We start from the raw sequence: 15,100 nt of genomic DNA on the forward strand, positions 1-15,100 counted from the left end.
CCCAGGCGTCCCGGCCCCAATCCACGTAAAAGTCCCGGCAGGCATGGCGGACAAAGCTGAAGTCCACCACCTGACCCAGTTCATAAAGGAGGTGGGATCGCCGGGCCAAGAGGCCTTCATAAATATGGTTGCCAAAGAATGAACCGTTGGCTCGGCCCTTTTTGCTCATATCAGCTCCAGAAAAATTATTTCCTTGATATTACCATAGGTTAAGCATTTTGGCGAGCCTTTTTTGTATTAATTTTTAGTAATATTTACGTATCGTTTTGCAACAGTCTCAAATTAGTGGATTACGACCAGAATCAGGTAAGATTAATGACCAGGCGCACGAGGCAAAGTTACCGAGAGAAACTGGGGTATTTGGATAATACTTTAATTATATTGGAGTTATTAGATTATGAGTAAAAAAGCCCCAGTTGCTACCACCTTACTCATTTCTGGAGGGCCAGAGCCCGGTAATTGGACTGAGCTCATTGAGGCAAGGTACTTGGAGAGATTGTCAAGGTGGAGTTCAGAGGACCAAACTATCCGAGGACGGGTTAAAATCAGGCCGCCTTGATGAGGACTGAAAATTGGATTTAATCTAGGGTTCCGTGGCTTACCACCTGGCCGCTGGCCTTATCTACATCCACGCCATACAAGAAGATGTCGCCCAAACGATAGCTTACCCGATAAACCTCAGGGAGGCTTTCGATGCCGGTTCTGAGCGCGGGGCCATGCTCCTGCCGGAGTTGCTTAACTTCGGGAATCTGGTCCGCTGCCGCCACTGCCTGGCGTTCAGCCGGGTTAAGATCATGGCTGCTGATATCCCGCCATTGGGTGCCTTCTGAGGTCATAGTTTGATTACCTTTATGGTCCTGTGGGGCACAGGCCCAGCTACTCATTAGCCCCCAGGCCAACAAAAACACCAGTAGATGCTTAACTCTAATCTTCACGCTGACGTTCCTTTAGGCCAGGTTAAATTGGATAATATTAAAATTAATCTAAATGGTCAACAATGCCAAGGCCGGGGCACTATCCCGACCTTGGCATCCGGTTCTCAAACGAGATTTCAAGACCACTGGTTAAACCACCACCACCAAATGCAGGCGGCTATTAGTCCAGGGTGCCCTCTTCCACGATGGTGCCGGTTTTCTTGTCCACGTCTACCCCATAGAGGAAAATATCCCCGGCTTTGTAGCTGACCCGGTAAACACTCGGGAAGACTTCGATACCGGTGGTCAAGGCACCATACTGGCTCTTCAGAGCCTGGACGGCGGGGACCGCGTCTGCCAAATGCACGGCCTGATGCTCGGCCTGGCTGGGCAGGTAGGTGGTGATATCTTTCCAAACGATGGCGGGCTGGGATACTTTATCCATCTCTATCAGATCAACACTGGCGGAACTGATCCCCGGACCGGTCTGGCCCCCTAAATATAAATCATGGGACCCGAAATATCTGGCCGTAGTAACATCGTTCCAACCTTTGGCATAAGCCCACTTGATAGTAGCAGCCAGAGCCCGGTTGGCCGGCATGTCCTTTTTGGTGGCGCGCCGGAAAAATTCCTTATAGAAATCGGCGTTGCGGCTGGTATAGACTGATACTGTATAGCCAATAAAACCCTTACAGCCGCAGGTTAAGAAGGCATTCCCCAGAGTCGTATAAGTGGCGCCCTTACAGACGGCGGCATAGAACAGACCGCCCGGAGCTTTAAACCCGGAAGCAGTCAAGTCGGAACCGTTAACGTAGGTATTATCCAGAAAATAGATGCGGCCGCCATCAGTGTCGCTGCCGTGGGAGTGAATCAGGTAGGCATTTTGGCGCCGACTTTTGATGCGATTGAGAAAACTGGTTTTGTCGGCAGATTTTGAATAGTATATTCCTTTGAAGGCTAAGGCGGATTTCAGGAGATAATTCTTGGCCGCCTTACAATTGTTAATGATTTTATTTTTCAGCCAGGTTGGCAAGCCGGAAAAGTAAGCCCGGGTGGAATCGGTAAGGCCATACCTTTTGATAGTAAAGGCAAGGCCACGGGCAACGGTATTCCCTCCTAAGGCCTGAAAAATGGTTTTAAATTTAGTTTGGGTACCGTGCTTGGCTTTGTTTTCCGGAATTTGAAAACCCCACGAAAACAAAACAGTACCGGGGCTTTTGGCATTCCAAAAGGTCGCCCGCTGGCTGTACAGCCAAATATTATACTTGCGTATCAGCGCATCTGTACTGGCTCCACTCAAAGTAACGCTATATACCCCATAGATATACTCCCCGGGCCGGATTACGGATATCTTGGTGCTTCCGAACTGTTTGTTGGACAGATGGGCAGAGTTTATCGTCAGGGTGGGCGTGGCATCAATTGCAGCACTACCCGGTAATGCCACCGATGGACCCTCGTCGCTTGCCAGGGCCGGGTTAAGGGCTCCCAGTCCCACTAAGCCCATGGCTAGGCAGAAAATTAGTAAATATTTCGTCTTGAATTTCATGAGCGGTCTCCTTTTTGAAACAGTTTAACCTGCTGGATTAATTAATATTTCTCTCTTGCCGGTCAACTAGCTTATCACCCCCTTCTAGGTTATCAAGACAATAAAAAAGCCTCCAAAACATATCCCTGACGGTTTAGAGGCTTAAAGCACCGCTCTCCTCCTGGTTCTCCATTGGCCGGAAAACCAATTTCAAGGTTTAGTGAACATTAAGTTTAATACCTTAATCTTATAAAAAATAATTATGCTCCTAAACAATAATCTATATAAAATGGAGCTGATTGTCAAATAAAATATTGCCGGCATCATTTGGTAGATGGTCCTTTGGCTAAGAAGTTACGAAAATTTAAAACGCCGGGTTCGTTTTCAAAAATCTTTAGGAAGTTGGTTGGTAATTTTCCGGGAGTTTGCCTAACCCAAAAATCGAGCCTTTACGGGGGGTACTTAAACATTGCCTGCCTAGTTTAATAAAGTTCTACACTTTTAAAGGGTAGCTGAAGGCAATATCAAGCTTAGCATTTTAATGGCGGCCTTATGCCCTAATAATGTTACAATGTTGCAGGTGACAGTTACTGTTTCAAGCGCCACAGGCTAAAAAACAGACGATCTCGCTGCCTTTGGCGGAGCCCCGGTCCTGGAGACCTTAATCAGATGTATGGAGAACGACGTCGGGATAGGATTTGACGGCAGGGTAACCCACAAGCTCATCCGCTGGTCATGGGTCCTGGTACAGGTAGTCTAGGGTTTTCCCATCAGGGCCGTTGTTAACATTTGTTTGGTAATCTTTTGGACATAATGATAAAATTGTAAAATTAGGTTTCCCCTGGGGATTATTAACCCGGCGCGGTTAAGTTCTAAACGCCTTGGCCAAGAATTTTTGATTCTCTAATTGCCGCTATGGAAAAATCTGCATTGCTGGCCGAGAAGAAAGTCCGATGGTACCGCTGGCTAGAAAGAGGCCACACTCGGTTAAAAGGGCTCTGGTCAGATCTGAGCAAAACCCTAAGTTCCCTGATCGCCACCTTAATAAAGGAAAAGGTCTTTTTTCTGATCGGGGGAGTAGTAATTTTGGTCTTCTTGGGCGCTTTAGGGTTTGCCCTCCAGGAAGCAGATGCCAATAATTTCTTGACGCGGCTGGGACATGGACTGTGGTGGGCCGTGGTTACCCTGACCACGGTGGGTTATGGCGATCTGGTCCCGCAATCATTTGGGGGCCGGCTGGTGGGGGTGGGGCTGATGCTGTCCGGTCTGGTAATCTTGTCCCTGCTGACCGCCACCGTAGCCTCAGTATTTATTGAGCGCAAGTTCCGGAGGGAACGGGGATTGGAAAATATTACGGTTAACGAGCATATCATTATCATGGGCTGGCATCGGGGCGGCGAACGAATCCTCAAGGACCTGCTGGAGCGTGTGGATCGGCGGACCCCGGTGGTGCTGATCAGTGAAATTACCCCGCAACAATTCGAGGCTATCCAAGTTAAGTTTATCGACCATGAGCTTTATTTTGTGCAGGGGGATTTTTCCCGTGAAGAAATATTGCTCAAAACCAATCTGCGGCGGGCCCGAAGAGTGTTAATTCTAGCGGATCGGACCACAGACCGGCCTCGGGAGCAAGTCGATCAGCGCACCCTGTTAGCGGCCCTGGCGGTTAAGGCCATTAACCCCAAAGTCAGGATCTGTGTGGAATTACTGAACCCAGATAACCGTCCCCACCTGGAACGAGCCCGTGTGGAAGACATCATCATCCGGGGGGAATATGACAATGCCCTGATTGCCAGCGCCACGGCCTCCGCCGGGCTGTTTAAGGTGCTGAAAGCCTTGCTGTCGGCGGAAGGACACACCTTCTGGGTGGTAGAAATACCCTCCCGGTTTCATGGCCACCCGCTGCAGGAATTTGCTGACTATCTGAGGGACCGCCACCAGTCCCTGCTTATCGCCCTGTTTAATGAGGGACAGGTGCTGCGCCTGGAGGACCTGTTGTCCGGGGAGCCATCCGCCATCGATGATTTCATTCGCCGCAAGTTTACCGAGGCCGGAATGACCCATCTCTTTGGCCGCTATCGCACCGAATGTCTTATCAATCCCCCGCTGGATCATATTCTTGCCCCTGATGAAATGGCGGTAGTCATCGCCAAGGTGCAGCCTTTGGTGACCAAGCGTGGGGGGATTTTTTAAAACACTCCAATTCTATGATCGATTTTAATTTATTAAAGAAGATTTTTATCTTTCAGGATCTTCAGGATGAGGAACTTAAGCAAGTAATGGCCTCCACTTCCATGCTTTCGTTGCCGGCCCAGACCATTATAATGACCGAAGGTGAGCCTGGAGAAGTGATGTATATTATGTGCGCCGGTGAGGTCGAGATTACCAAGCGGCTCATTTTGGAGTTCGAAGATAGAGCGCCGCGGGACAAGGTGATGATCCGGCTTAAGGCTGAAGACGGAGTTATTTTCGGGGAAATGGCGCTGATTGAAAACGATGTCCGTTCCGCCACGGTTAAGGCCTTGACCGAGTGTAAATTATTGGAGCTGAGTAAAGACCGATTTTATCAACTCATCCAACAAAATCCCGCTATGGGGATAAAGATGCTGTGGCGCCTGTCACAAATGTTATCCCAACGGCTGCGCAAAACCGACGAAGAGGTGGTCAAACTCACCACAGCCTTGGCCATTTCACTGGAGGGGTGATCCGGTTTTTAGTTTCCGGTTGGCTGTTGTCAATTTGATCCGGTAAGCCTGACCTACTTAATTTTTTCCCCACCAAGTTCCTATTTCTCTTACCAATTGGCATATTGCCGAAGATGAGAATGAGCCTTATCCCACAGCCAAGTCTTGATCTCGGTCATCCCAGCCTCCAGCACCTGATGCCTAGATTCTAGATCCCCCGGCAGCGGTCCGGTGCGGTGCAGCCGAAGTCGGGCTTGGCGGTTTGAGTCTTCCCAGTTTTGCAGGGCAAACAGCAGACTCCGGAGGTCGGCCCCCCGGACCCGATTGGCCAACAGTCTTTCGTCGCCTAGGGCATCATAGAGATAATCCCGGCCCTGATCGGCGTTAATCTGATGCAACGCCGCCCGGCGCAGCAGACAGGGAAAACAATAGCCACAGTTGCCCTGGGGCTGACGGTGCCAGCGGGAGACCACCGGGTGGGAACAGGACAGGGTATAGGGCAGCAGGGCGCGCAGCAGTTCACCGCCTCGACAGCGAGCCAACATTTCGCCTTTGGTCTGCCCCTGGTAAGGGTTAACCAGGGGGTGGTGGATATTGGCCTGCCGACAAAGCTCCCGCAAATTATGGGTGAAATAAGGATGAGTGGTACGGGTGCTATAGCTCCCCAGGCGGTTCAGGGTTAGCGGCGGATTGAGACTGATAAAACCGTTTTCCGGAACCAAAAGGGGCATTCTCGAACCAAAAGCTCCGGCCGCAGCCAGTCCCAGAGCGATAAATAGCAAAGACCGGCTCCGCAAGCTTAATTCCGGGGCCTCCAGTTGGACGCGTAAACCCAACCCCTGGACTCGATCCGGCCCATAGTGCTGGGTCAGGGCCATTGCCAGATTTTTCTGATAACCGGCCAGTTGTCCGAAGTCATAATGGCTGACCAGCAGCAGCCGGTAACCGGCTTCCAGGAAGTCAATGGCCCCCACCAGGGAATCGACTCCGCCGGAAAACAGGCAGACCAGATCCGGGATCCAGGGCAGCTTCCACTCGGACTGGAAGCCCAGGTCAGGAGAGCCGGGGCGTGGCACCAAGCGCCAGTGATCTCCGGTAAGAAAGTCCAGGAGCGGGGCCAGTTCGGTAACTGGCGCCATCCAGGACAGGTTGACCGGAATTTCCAGGGTCAGCTCCCGGGTCCAGGCATCCGGGGCGGTTATTCGGTTTACAAGTTTGTCCGCGGCCCAGACCGCCGCAGCTAACAGCAGCAAAGATTGATATTCCGGACCGGGAAGCCTTGGAGTGGTCCATAATTGATTGAAATTATGGTGGATGGTGAAACCCGGCGTTGCGGCCCAAAAGCTAACCTGGGCCTCATACTCCTCCGGACTGGGACAGGACTCCTCAGGATGACCCTGGATAAAGATTTTGGAAGCCATGCTCCTGCTCTAACCGGTTTAGCAGGTGGCGGAGTTGCCGGTCGATCCAGGCCAGGACCTGGTCCTCAGACCAGGAGAGTTCGAATTCCTCTTTCCCCTCGGTTTGGGGATCAAGTCTTCCCTGAATAAACTTGCGCAGTTCTAGCTGACGCTGCACTCCGGAGTTGATGTCCTTGGCCTGGGCCTCCAAAGCTTCTCCCAGATCAGAAGCCAGTTTCTGGTATACAGCCTCAGCCAGAAAATTTCTTATCCGGCCAGAAATAATTCGTGCGGAAGGTTCGCCCGGCCTAAGTTCTTCCCATTTATTAAAGCCATTCATGGTCGGGGAGAACTCCTTTGCCAAAACCTCGATCAGGGCCGAGCGTGCCACCGCTTCCTCCAGAGCCGCCCCCGCCCCGGCCAGAGTATCTACCAAGACCGGAAGTGTGGTTTGCAGTGGACTGCCGATCAACTCTCCCAACCCCAAATCCCCCAAGGCCTGATCTGACCCATAAAGGGCCAGCTTCTGATAAAAGCGGCCCAGATTGCCGGCGACTTGCCGGATCTGGGGGAAGATCGGTGCCGCCGGGGTTGGGCCTATCCCCTCCGGATTGTGCTTTACGGCAATTACATAACGGGCCACCACCTCGGCTGCCGAGACCTGACCGGTGTTTTTGGGCGAACCGAACCGGGAAGCACTGGTCTTGGCCAGACGCCAGTATTTGCCGGTGGGGGCCTTACGAGCCATTGAAGTGCCCATGTTTTTCTTCCTTAAGCCTAAATTTACAAATCGGAGCATTAAAGTTTAATTTCAGGGGAGGGCCGGGGGGGCTGACGGCCCTCCCTCCCTTCAAGCTCCCCTCCCAACCCGCTTTATGAGGTTGGGGAAGATTATGGCCCCCATTAAGCTGTCTCTCCGCCTTTGCGGCTTGGCGTAAGAACCTCATTCTTCCCCTCCGGTTGCCAGCCGTTTCAGACGGCTACAGCGGGGCCAGGAAAATTCTGGCCAGCAGGGAAAAATTGAATTGTTGTGATAAAGCGGCTCCGCCGCCAGATCATAGCGGGAGACTCTGACTGCTTCCGGCCATAAAGCAGTATACGGGATGGGCGAATATTGCGCCAGCACCGGAGTGGCGCCCAAGGCCCGGACCTGGCGAATAGATGCAGCTATCTGACTATCCTCTTGCTGGGGCAAGCCAATGAGTAGATATACCCCGATCTGGGCGCGGGTAAAGCCGGCTTCCCTAAGGGCTGCCAGGGCCTGCTCCAGATCGCCCTCCTGAACCTTGCTGTCCAGGCGTTCCTGACCCAGGGCGGTGGTCTCCAGACCCAGGCGCAGGGTAGCAAAATTGGCTTTTTTCAGCCACTTGGCCACTCGTGGGTTGATCAGTTTCAGGTGCAAGCCATTAGGGGTATGGAACCTTATATTTAATCCCCGGCTTAGCACCCCTTCCAGTATAGGCAATAAGTGCGTTTCGGCCTCCACTAATAAGGCATCGTCATAAAAGGCCACTTCCTTTACTCCTAAACGTGCCTGCCAGTAGCTCAGCTCTTCCACTACTGCCGTTGGTCGACGCTGCCGAAACCGGGGTTGCAGCAGCTTGGCAGCACAATAAGCACAGTCCATGGGACAGCCCCTGGAGGTAAGCACAGGGATCAGGCGTCGCTCCGGGAGCAGGTGCAGGGCAGGGTAGGGCAGGGCATCCAGGTCATCCAACACCGGGGGCAAAGGCCGGTCCCAGCCGGTCAGTTCTGCCAGAAGGTTTAGAATCTCTGGTTCTCCAGGGCCGGTCCGCACCAGGTCAGCGCCGCTATGCTGCCGGGCGTGTTCCGGGCACAGCGTGGCATAGATACCCCCCAATACTATTGCTACGCCGGGAAATTGGTCACGTACCAGGCGAATGACCGCCTGCACTCCAGGGTACCAGTAGGTCATTAAGGAGGTTACCAGCACTGTTGCGGGACGGTGGGTGATGCTGAGCTTGACTTTAAAGTCCGTTTCGCTGATGCCATAACGGCCATAGCGCCGCGGGATGCCAACCAGTGGAGCAGGTGGCGGCAGAGGTTCCTTAAGATAACGCCCGGTGACCGACGTAATCCGATCTGGGGCTGGTTCTAAACAATCAATCAGCCTGACCGCATAGCCTTGCGCCAGCAGTCGGCCCGCCAGGTATAACAGCCCCAGCGGCCGGGCAAAAAAGTCATATGCCGCAAAATCATAGATCCAGGGGTTGATTAATAGGATGGTGGGCGGTTGGTTCACCTTACGAATTTTTTACTGACCAGAGGAAAAGGCTGTCTTTCAGGTAAAATGACCTGCCCGGCATCAAAGCGGCGGCCCCGACCGCGGCGCAGCTCTTCAACTTCAGGAGTCACGAAAAACGAAAAACTAATTAAAACTAGGCAAATCCCTACAAATACCACGGTGATGACCGATCTGGTCTTGCCCTGGCCGATGAGATTTTTAAATAAACTCAGGATCATCTGCCAGTGTAGAATGATATGGATCACCAGTAAAATAAGTAAACTCAGGGCCAGGTAGAGGTGGATGGAGCCCCATTCATGGCGGTTCATGCCGAACCACAAAAGGTCGACATTACGGCCATATACCGCCCACCTCTCCTCACCCGGGATAAGGACATATTTAATCAGAAAGCCGATTCCGGCGATGGCGCACATACACATAAACATCAGGGCATCGATCACAAAGTTAACCTTGGCTTTGTTCCACATCTTTGCGCCTACTTTCTAGGAAAAACTTGTTTTGCATTATAAGTAGATTGAAAATCAAAATATTTTAAATTTAGCTCAGGAAGTGCAGGGCGTCAACCCCAGTGGTTGTTGGTTTTTTATTTTTATTACTCAGGTCATTAAATAAATGGGTTGGGGTTAGAATAAACAGCTTTCCCAAACCCACTCCCCCCATCCCCTTTGGGGGTGTGGGAGGGGAGCTTGAGGGGAGGGCGGGGGGCCGTCAGTCCCACGGCCCTTCCCTCAAATTAACCTTTTAAATGTTCGGAATAGTAACATACGAGGGCAACAAACCATTAAAAAAATTGACAATCCTTTAAGGGCGGTATATAGGGTGATTAGAGGTTATGATGTCCGAAACCCGTCCTATCCTTTACCTGATTGATATCAGCTCATATATTTATCGGGCCTACCACGCTTTGCCAGGACTCAGGACTTCCCAGGGGTTGCCGACCAATGCGGTGTTTGGAGTTACCAATATGCTGCTCAAGGTCTTGCGGGAGCGGCAGCCGGTCTATTTAGCATTGGCCTTTGACACCAAAGGTCCCACCTTTCGGCATCAGCGCTATCCGGTCTACAAGGCCCAACGCCCGCCCATGCCCGATGATCTGGCCACCCAGTTGCCTTACATCCAGCGGCTGGTGGCGGCCTTGAATCTTCCGGCTTTGGAACAGGAAGGTTATGAAGCCGATGACATCATCTGCACTCTGACCAAAAAGGCCCGGGCCGCCGGTCTGCAGGTGGAGATCATCTCCGGGGATAAGGATCTGTTTCCGCTGATAGAAGAAGGGGTCACGGTCTGGGATCCCATGAAGGATAAGCGCTATGACCTTGACACCATTAAGGAAAAATATGGAGTCGAGCCGTGCCAGCTGGTAGACGTTCGGGGGCTGGCCGGGGATGCCAGTGATAATATTCCCGGCGTCCCCGGCGTGGGGGAAAAAACCGCGCTGCAATTGATTTCCCAATTTCACGATCTGAACAACCTGTTCGGGCACCTGGGGGAGATCAATAAAAAGAAGCTGAAAGCCAATCTGGTCGAGTTTCGGGACCAGGCCCTACTCAGTCGGGAATTATCAGTCCTGGATTCGCAGGTCCCTTTAGAGGTATCGTTGGAAGAGCTGAAGCCCGGACCGTGGGATCGCCAAGCCCTACGCCGTATGTTTGCCGAGCTGGAGTTTAGTAAATTATCCAAGGAGCTGGGAGCCGAGAATAATACCGGAAATTATAGCCTGGTGACCGACCGGGAGTCCCTGCAGGAGGTGGTTGATCAAATTGCCCGGGCTGGCCGGGTAGCCGTGTTTTTTCTTACCAGCGAGCAACACCCGATGCTGGCCGAAATTGCCGGATTGGCTTTGTCCTGGGAGGAAGGTGGCGGGGTTTATCTTCCCTGGCAAGGGCAACCGGCGGCCTGGATCTGGGAATTGCTGGGGTCGATCTGGACTGATCCCCAAATCAGCAAGATCGGGCCTGACCTGAAAGCCGCGCTGCTGGTCGGTGAACGCTATGGCCGGCACCTGGCCGGATTAGCGGGCGACATCCTGTTGGCTTCTTATCTTCTCAACCCCGCCCGTTATGAACAAACCCTGGAGAATGTCGCCCTGCACTATCTGGGGAGTAGTCTACCCGGGCCTCGGGAACTGGCCGGACATCCGCTAGCGGCCTCAGATTTGCCCCAGGAGTTGGCCCTGACCTATGCCGTCCAACGGGCAGATACCGCGCTGGGTCTTTGGCCTCAGTTGCAGGCCGAGCTCGATCGGGAGGGTTTGTGGCCTCTGTATGAAACCCTGGAATTGCCTCTGTTACCGGTGCTGGCGGAGATGGAAGCTCAGGGCATCGGCCTTGACCAGGAATTTTTACACAGGTTCGGCCGTGATCTGGAAAGGGACCTGGAACGCCTGGAAGAAGAAATTTACGCTCTGGCCGGAGAAGCTTTTCTAATCCAGTCTCCTCAACAATTGGCCCATATTCTGTTCGAGAAACTACAGCTGCCGCCCCAGAAAAAAACCCGTGGCAAGACCGCTTATTCCACCGACATCGAGGTATTGAACAGCTTAAAAGAGGTTCATCCGATCGTCGCCAAAGTAGTCGAGTACCGCACCCTGATGAAAATAAAAGCCACCTATGTGGATTCTCTGCTCAAGCAGGTCAACCCGGCCACCGGCCGCATCCATACCACCTTTGTGCAGTCGGTGGCGGCTACCGGTCGGTTGTCGAGCCGCGATCCCAATCTCCAGAATATTCCGGTGCGGGGCGAGTTCGGCTCTCAGGTGCGCCAGGCTTTTGTCGCTGGGCCCGGACAGGTGTTCCTCAGCGGTGATTATTCCCAGGTGGAACTTCGCATTCTGGCGCATTTTTCGGAAGACCCGGCCTTTCTGAAAGCCTTCCAGGAAGGTATTGATATCCATCGCCAGACTGCCGCTGAGGTCTTCGACCTGCACCCGGAATTGGTCAGCCCGGATATGCGCCGTCTGGCTAAAGTCATCAACTTTGGCATTATCTATGGCATGAGCGCCTATGGCCTGGCCCGCCAATTGGGGGTCGGGCAACGGCTGGCCCAGGATTTCATTGACCGCTATTTTGAGCGCCATGGTGGAGTCCAACGTTATATCCGACAGACCCTGGAGACGGCGCGTCAGCAAGGTTGGGTTGCCACCCTGTGGGGACGCCGGCGACAGATTCCCCAGATCAGGAGCAGCAATCGCATCGTTCGCCAGGAAGCGGAACGCCGCGCCATTAATACCCCCATTCAAGGCACCGCCGCGGACCTGATTAAAAAGGCGATGTTGGCAGTAGCCGCGGTTTGGCGGCGGGAAAAACTGGCGGGCCATCTGCTCCTCCAACTTCATGATGAGTTGCTGTTAGAAATTCCAGAGGAGGAGATTTCGATTTCAGCACAATTATTGAGACAAACTATGGAAGGGGTGGCGCAACTTAAAGTGCCATTGACGGTCGATATCCAGCTCGGAAAAAATTGGGGAGAGATGAGGCCCTCGCTGAGGAAATCTTAACATATTGATATACATTGATTAATTAAATAGGCCAGAAAAAAAATCAACGCAAACAATAATTTTACTTGATATTTTTTCGGGGCTGTTGTTAAATACCCTTAGTTCTAAAAACCGCATTATTCCATTACTTTGAAAAGGGGGGATAAATGATGAGGAAAGCTTTGGTACGGAGAGGTTTCGCCTTAGCCATTCTCATGGCGTTCGTCCTCGTCATGGGAGCGGGTTGTTGCGACACGTGCAAAAAGTACGTAGACGAAGCCAAGATGTACGCTGATCAGGCAAAAGCGTCGGCTTCCAAGGCGGACAAAGGCAGAGGCTTGTCTGTTAAAGAAGATGCGGAAGTAAGGGCCTGTGCACGGTTTGCAAAAGCTTAACTTGGAGGGGGATTTCCAAGCTAAAGCAAATCTACCGTCCTCTCCGAAAGGGGGTAATCGATGAGGAAAGCGTTTTTGAAAAGAGGCTATGCCTTGGCGCTCCTCGCGGTCTTTGCCCTGGTAGTGGGAGCATCGGGTTGTTGCCAAAAGTACTATGATGAATGCAAAATGTACATGGAACAATCCAAAGCCGCAGCAGATCGGGCTGCCGCCTTGGTAGTAAATGCCGAAGCGGCTGCACAGGATGCCAAACCTCCTATTCCGAAAGCCGCCGCGGCGGCTGATCGTGCGGAGGCCGCTGCTGCCCGGGCAGAAGACGCAGCTGAAAAGGTTTGCGCCAGAGCTATGAGGTACAGAAGGTAAAAAATTACCACTAGCTGAGTTAAATCAAATCTTCATTCACCAATGGTTCCGAGGGTGTGAGTCAGGCTGCTAGCCGCCACACCCTCAGCCTTTTTGGTCACCTCTTCTGGAATACCCAATTTTTCTTCCACCACTTTTATCACTCGTGAATAATCGACCTCGGTAATCAATCCTCGGTTTTCCAATCTATTTAAGGTATGAGTCAGCAGATCGGGAATCTTGTGGTAGAAATCCTGATTGACTTCTAAGTAGACGCGGCCCTGGCGGAAGCCAATCTTCACTGGCTCGTAAATGTATTCTACCGTGGTCCCCACTTTGACCATCGCGAATAGCTTCTTAATGTGTTCCGGATACATCCGGGTACAGCCGTGGCTGACCAACCGGCCCACGCCCCAGGGCATGCTGGTACCATGGATGCCGTAATCCCCCCATGAAAGGGTAAGTTTATAATCTCCCAAGGGGTTATCGGGGCCGGGCGGCATCACCGCCATGCCGTATTTGGCCTGCAAAGATTTGGGCACATACCAAGGCGGCTTGACCTTCTTTTCGGTAACCTTAAAGGTCCCGGTCGGGGTCTTATAATCGAGAACCCCCATGCCAATGGGAAAGGTGTAAACTGTCCGACCATTATCCGCAAATTTATACAGCCGCATTTCCCCGGTGTTCACCACAATCTGGTGATGTTGACAGTCCGGGACAATCCAGCTAGTAGGTATAGTAAGCCGCTCGCCGACCGGTAAAATAAAAGGGTCCCAGTGGCGGTAGAGCTGGCCCAGTTCTTGGTAGCCCAGGCCATAATCTCGGGCAATGTCCAGCAGAGTGTCACCTTTTTTGATCTCATATTCTTGGGTCTGGCCGATCACGGTAACCGCCTGGGGGTCAACCCCTACCGAGGAGCTGGGGAGGTGGATTGGATAAGGTCCAGCCGCCAAGGCTGTTCCGGAAAGCAGCAGGTTGATTGCGAGCAAGACGCATAGAACCCAAGTCATTGAGATCCCCCCATTTTAATCCGCAAGTCTTTCAGATTTTCCGGCAACGGCGGCTGAACCAAGCCCTGTTCGGTGATGATCCCGGCAATTAAGGCATGGGGGGTGACATCAAAAGCCAGATTCAAGGCCCGGGTCCCGTCCGGGGCAATAGGGTGGCCTTGAATCTGGGTGACCTCCCGCATATCACGCTCCTCAATGGGAATCTGACCGCCACCGGCTAAGGAGAAGTCAAAGGTGGACAACGGGGCGGCCACATAAAAAGGGATTTTATGATAATGGGCCAGGACCGCTACGCCATAAGTGCCGATCTTATTGGCCACGTCGCCGTTGGCGGCAATACGATCGGCGCCCACCACCGCCAGTTGGATTCTGCCTTGGGCCATCAGGCAGGCCGCGGAATTGTCGGTGATGAGGGTGTGCGGAATCCCCAGTTTCATCAGTTCCCAGGTGGTCAGCCGGGCCCCTTGCAGAACCGGCCGGGTTTCATCTACAAAGACGTGGAGTTTTTTGCCATTTTCCCAGGCAGCGCGAATTACTCCCAGGGCAGTGCCATAACCCCCGGTAGCTAGCCCCCCGGCATTGCAGTGGGTAAGCACTGCATCACCCTGGTTGATCAATTGTTGTCCTGCCATTGACAACTGCCGGTTAATGGCAATATCTTCCTTAAGGATGGTTTGGGCTTCACTCACCAGAAGTTGTTTAAGGTCAGCAACCCCCAGGTCAAGATGGGCCGTTACCAGGGCTTGCATCCGATGCAAGGCCCAGGCGAGATTGACTGCCGTTGGCCGGGCCCCGGCAATCACCTGGCAGATCTCGTTGAAATGATGCTGAAACTCCTTTACCCCGCGGGTGGGGGATTGAAGGGCGCCCAAGGCCGCGGCCATGGCGGCCGCCACCCCGATGGCCGGCGCGCCTCGGATGGCCAGGGTCTGGATCGCCTCCACCACCTGGCGATAGTCCTCACAGGTTAGATAGATTTCTTTTTCCGGCAACCGCCGTTGATCAAGCAACAGCACCTTATTCTGATCCCACCGAATGGTGTGATAACCGGCAATTTCGGTCACTATATCCCCCTTTTTTTCTAAACCA

Annotated in this window: 13 protein-coding genes; 4 read left to right on the plus strand and 9 right to left on the minus strand. The window is 52.8% G+C overall.

Going from position 1 to position 15,100, the window contains the following annotated elements; genetic code table 11:
* The 3 genes from JRG72_10265 to JRG72_10275 form a co-directional block, all read right to left on the minus strand.
* Positions 1–169 (minus strand): hypothetical protein (locus JRG72_10265; protein ID MBW2135587.1); only part of this gene is annotated, 169 nt, incomplete at its 3' end.
* Between the two features lie 409 nt (positions 170–578).
* A complete protein-coding gene (locus JRG72_10270; GenBank protein MBW2135588.1) occupies positions 579–935 on the minus strand; it encodes a hypothetical protein in 357 nt (118 codons plus the stop codon).
* A 160-nt stretch (positions 936–1,095) separates the two neighbouring features.
* Positions 1,096–2,460: a hypothetical protein gene (locus JRG72_10275; protein ID MBW2135589.1), complete on the minus strand. Its 1,365-nt coding sequence runs from the start codon at positions 2,458–2,460 to the stop codon at positions 1,096–1,098.
* An 894-nt stretch (positions 2,461–3,354) separates the two neighbouring features.
* On the opposite strand from JRG72_10275, the gene JRG72_10280 reads away from it, so the two are divergent.
* Both JRG72_10280 and JRG72_10285 read left to right on the plus strand, forming a co-directional pair.
* On the plus strand, positions 3,355–4,632 hold the full coding sequence (locus tag JRG72_10280; GenBank protein MBW2135590.1) for a potassium channel protein: 1,278 nt from the start codon (positions 3,355–3,357) through the stop codon (positions 4,630–4,632).
* Positions 4,633–4,718: 86 nt separating this feature from the next.
* Positions 4,719–5,144, plus strand: a complete 426-nt coding sequence (locus JRG72_10285; GenBank protein MBW2135591.1) for a cyclic nucleotide-binding domain-containing protein — start codon at positions 4,719–4,721, stop codon at positions 5,142–5,144.
* 89 nt (positions 5,145–5,233) lie between these two features.
* On the opposite strand, the gene JRG72_10290 is transcribed toward JRG72_10285, so the two are convergent.
* From JRG72_10290 to JRG72_10305, 4 genes are all read right to left on the minus strand, one after another.
* The gene (locus tag JRG72_10290) at positions 5,234–6,544 is read right to left on the minus strand and encodes a hypothetical protein (protein MBW2135592.1); all 1,311 of its coding nucleotides are present in this window, start codon (positions 6,542–6,544) and stop codon (positions 5,234–5,236) included.
* Positions 6,510–7,283: a hypothetical protein gene (locus JRG72_10295; protein ID MBW2135593.1), complete on the minus strand. Its 774-nt coding sequence runs from the start codon at positions 7,281–7,283 to the stop codon at positions 6,510–6,512. The genes JRG72_10290 and JRG72_10295 overlap by 35 nt, the downstream gene beginning before the upstream one ends.
* A 183-nt stretch (positions 7,284–7,466) precedes the next feature.
* Positions 7,467–8,786 carry a cobalamin-dependent protein gene (locus JRG72_10300; protein MBW2135594.1) on the minus strand — a complete coding sequence of 440 codons (1,320 nt, stop codon included), beginning with the start codon at positions 8,784–8,786 and terminating at the stop codon, positions 7,467–7,469.
* Complete coding sequence (locus JRG72_10305; protein ID MBW2135595.1) at positions 8,783–9,256, minus strand: DUF4405 domain-containing protein; 474 nt, start codon at positions 9,254–9,256, stop codon at positions 8,783–8,785. Before JRG72_10305 ends, JRG72_10300 begins: the two co-directional genes overlap by 4 nt.
* A gap of 365 nt (positions 9,257–9,621) precedes the next feature.
* Between JRG72_10305 and polA the strand changes: the two genes are divergently transcribed.
* Together polA and JRG72_10315 are read left to right on the plus strand one after the other, a co-directional pair.
* A complete protein-coding gene (gene polA, locus JRG72_10310; protein ID MBW2135596.1) occupies positions 9,622–12,285 on the plus strand; it encodes a DNA polymerase I in 2,664 nt (887 codons plus the stop codon).
* Positions 12,286–12,719: 434 nt separating this feature from the next.
* Positions 12,720–13,022: a hypothetical protein gene (locus tag JRG72_10315; protein MBW2135597.1), complete on the plus strand. Its 303-nt coding sequence runs from the start codon at positions 12,720–12,722 to the stop codon at positions 13,020–13,022.
* Positions 13,023–13,054: 32 nt separating this feature from the next.
* Here the strand turns inward: JRG72_10315 and JRG72_10320 are convergent, their stop codons facing one another.
* Both JRG72_10320 and mtnA read right to left on the minus strand, forming a co-directional pair.
* On the minus strand, positions 13,055–14,011 hold the full coding sequence (locus JRG72_10320; GenBank protein MBW2135598.1) for a L,D-transpeptidase family protein: 957 nt from the start codon (positions 14,009–14,011) through the stop codon (positions 13,055–13,057).
* Positions 14,008–15,075, minus strand: a complete 1,068-nt coding sequence (gene mtnA / locus JRG72_10325; GenBank protein ID MBW2135599.1) for an S-methyl-5-thioribose-1-phosphate isomerase — start codon at positions 15,073–15,075, stop codon at positions 14,008–14,010. Before mtnA ends, JRG72_10320 begins: the two co-directional genes overlap by 4 nt.
* Between the last annotated feature and the right edge of the window lie 25 nt (positions 15,076–15,100).

The organism is Deltaproteobacteria bacterium (assembly GCA_019309545.1).
Lineage (GTDB): Bacteria > Desulfobacterota > Desulfobaccia > Desulfobaccales > Desulfobaccaceae > Desulfobacca_B.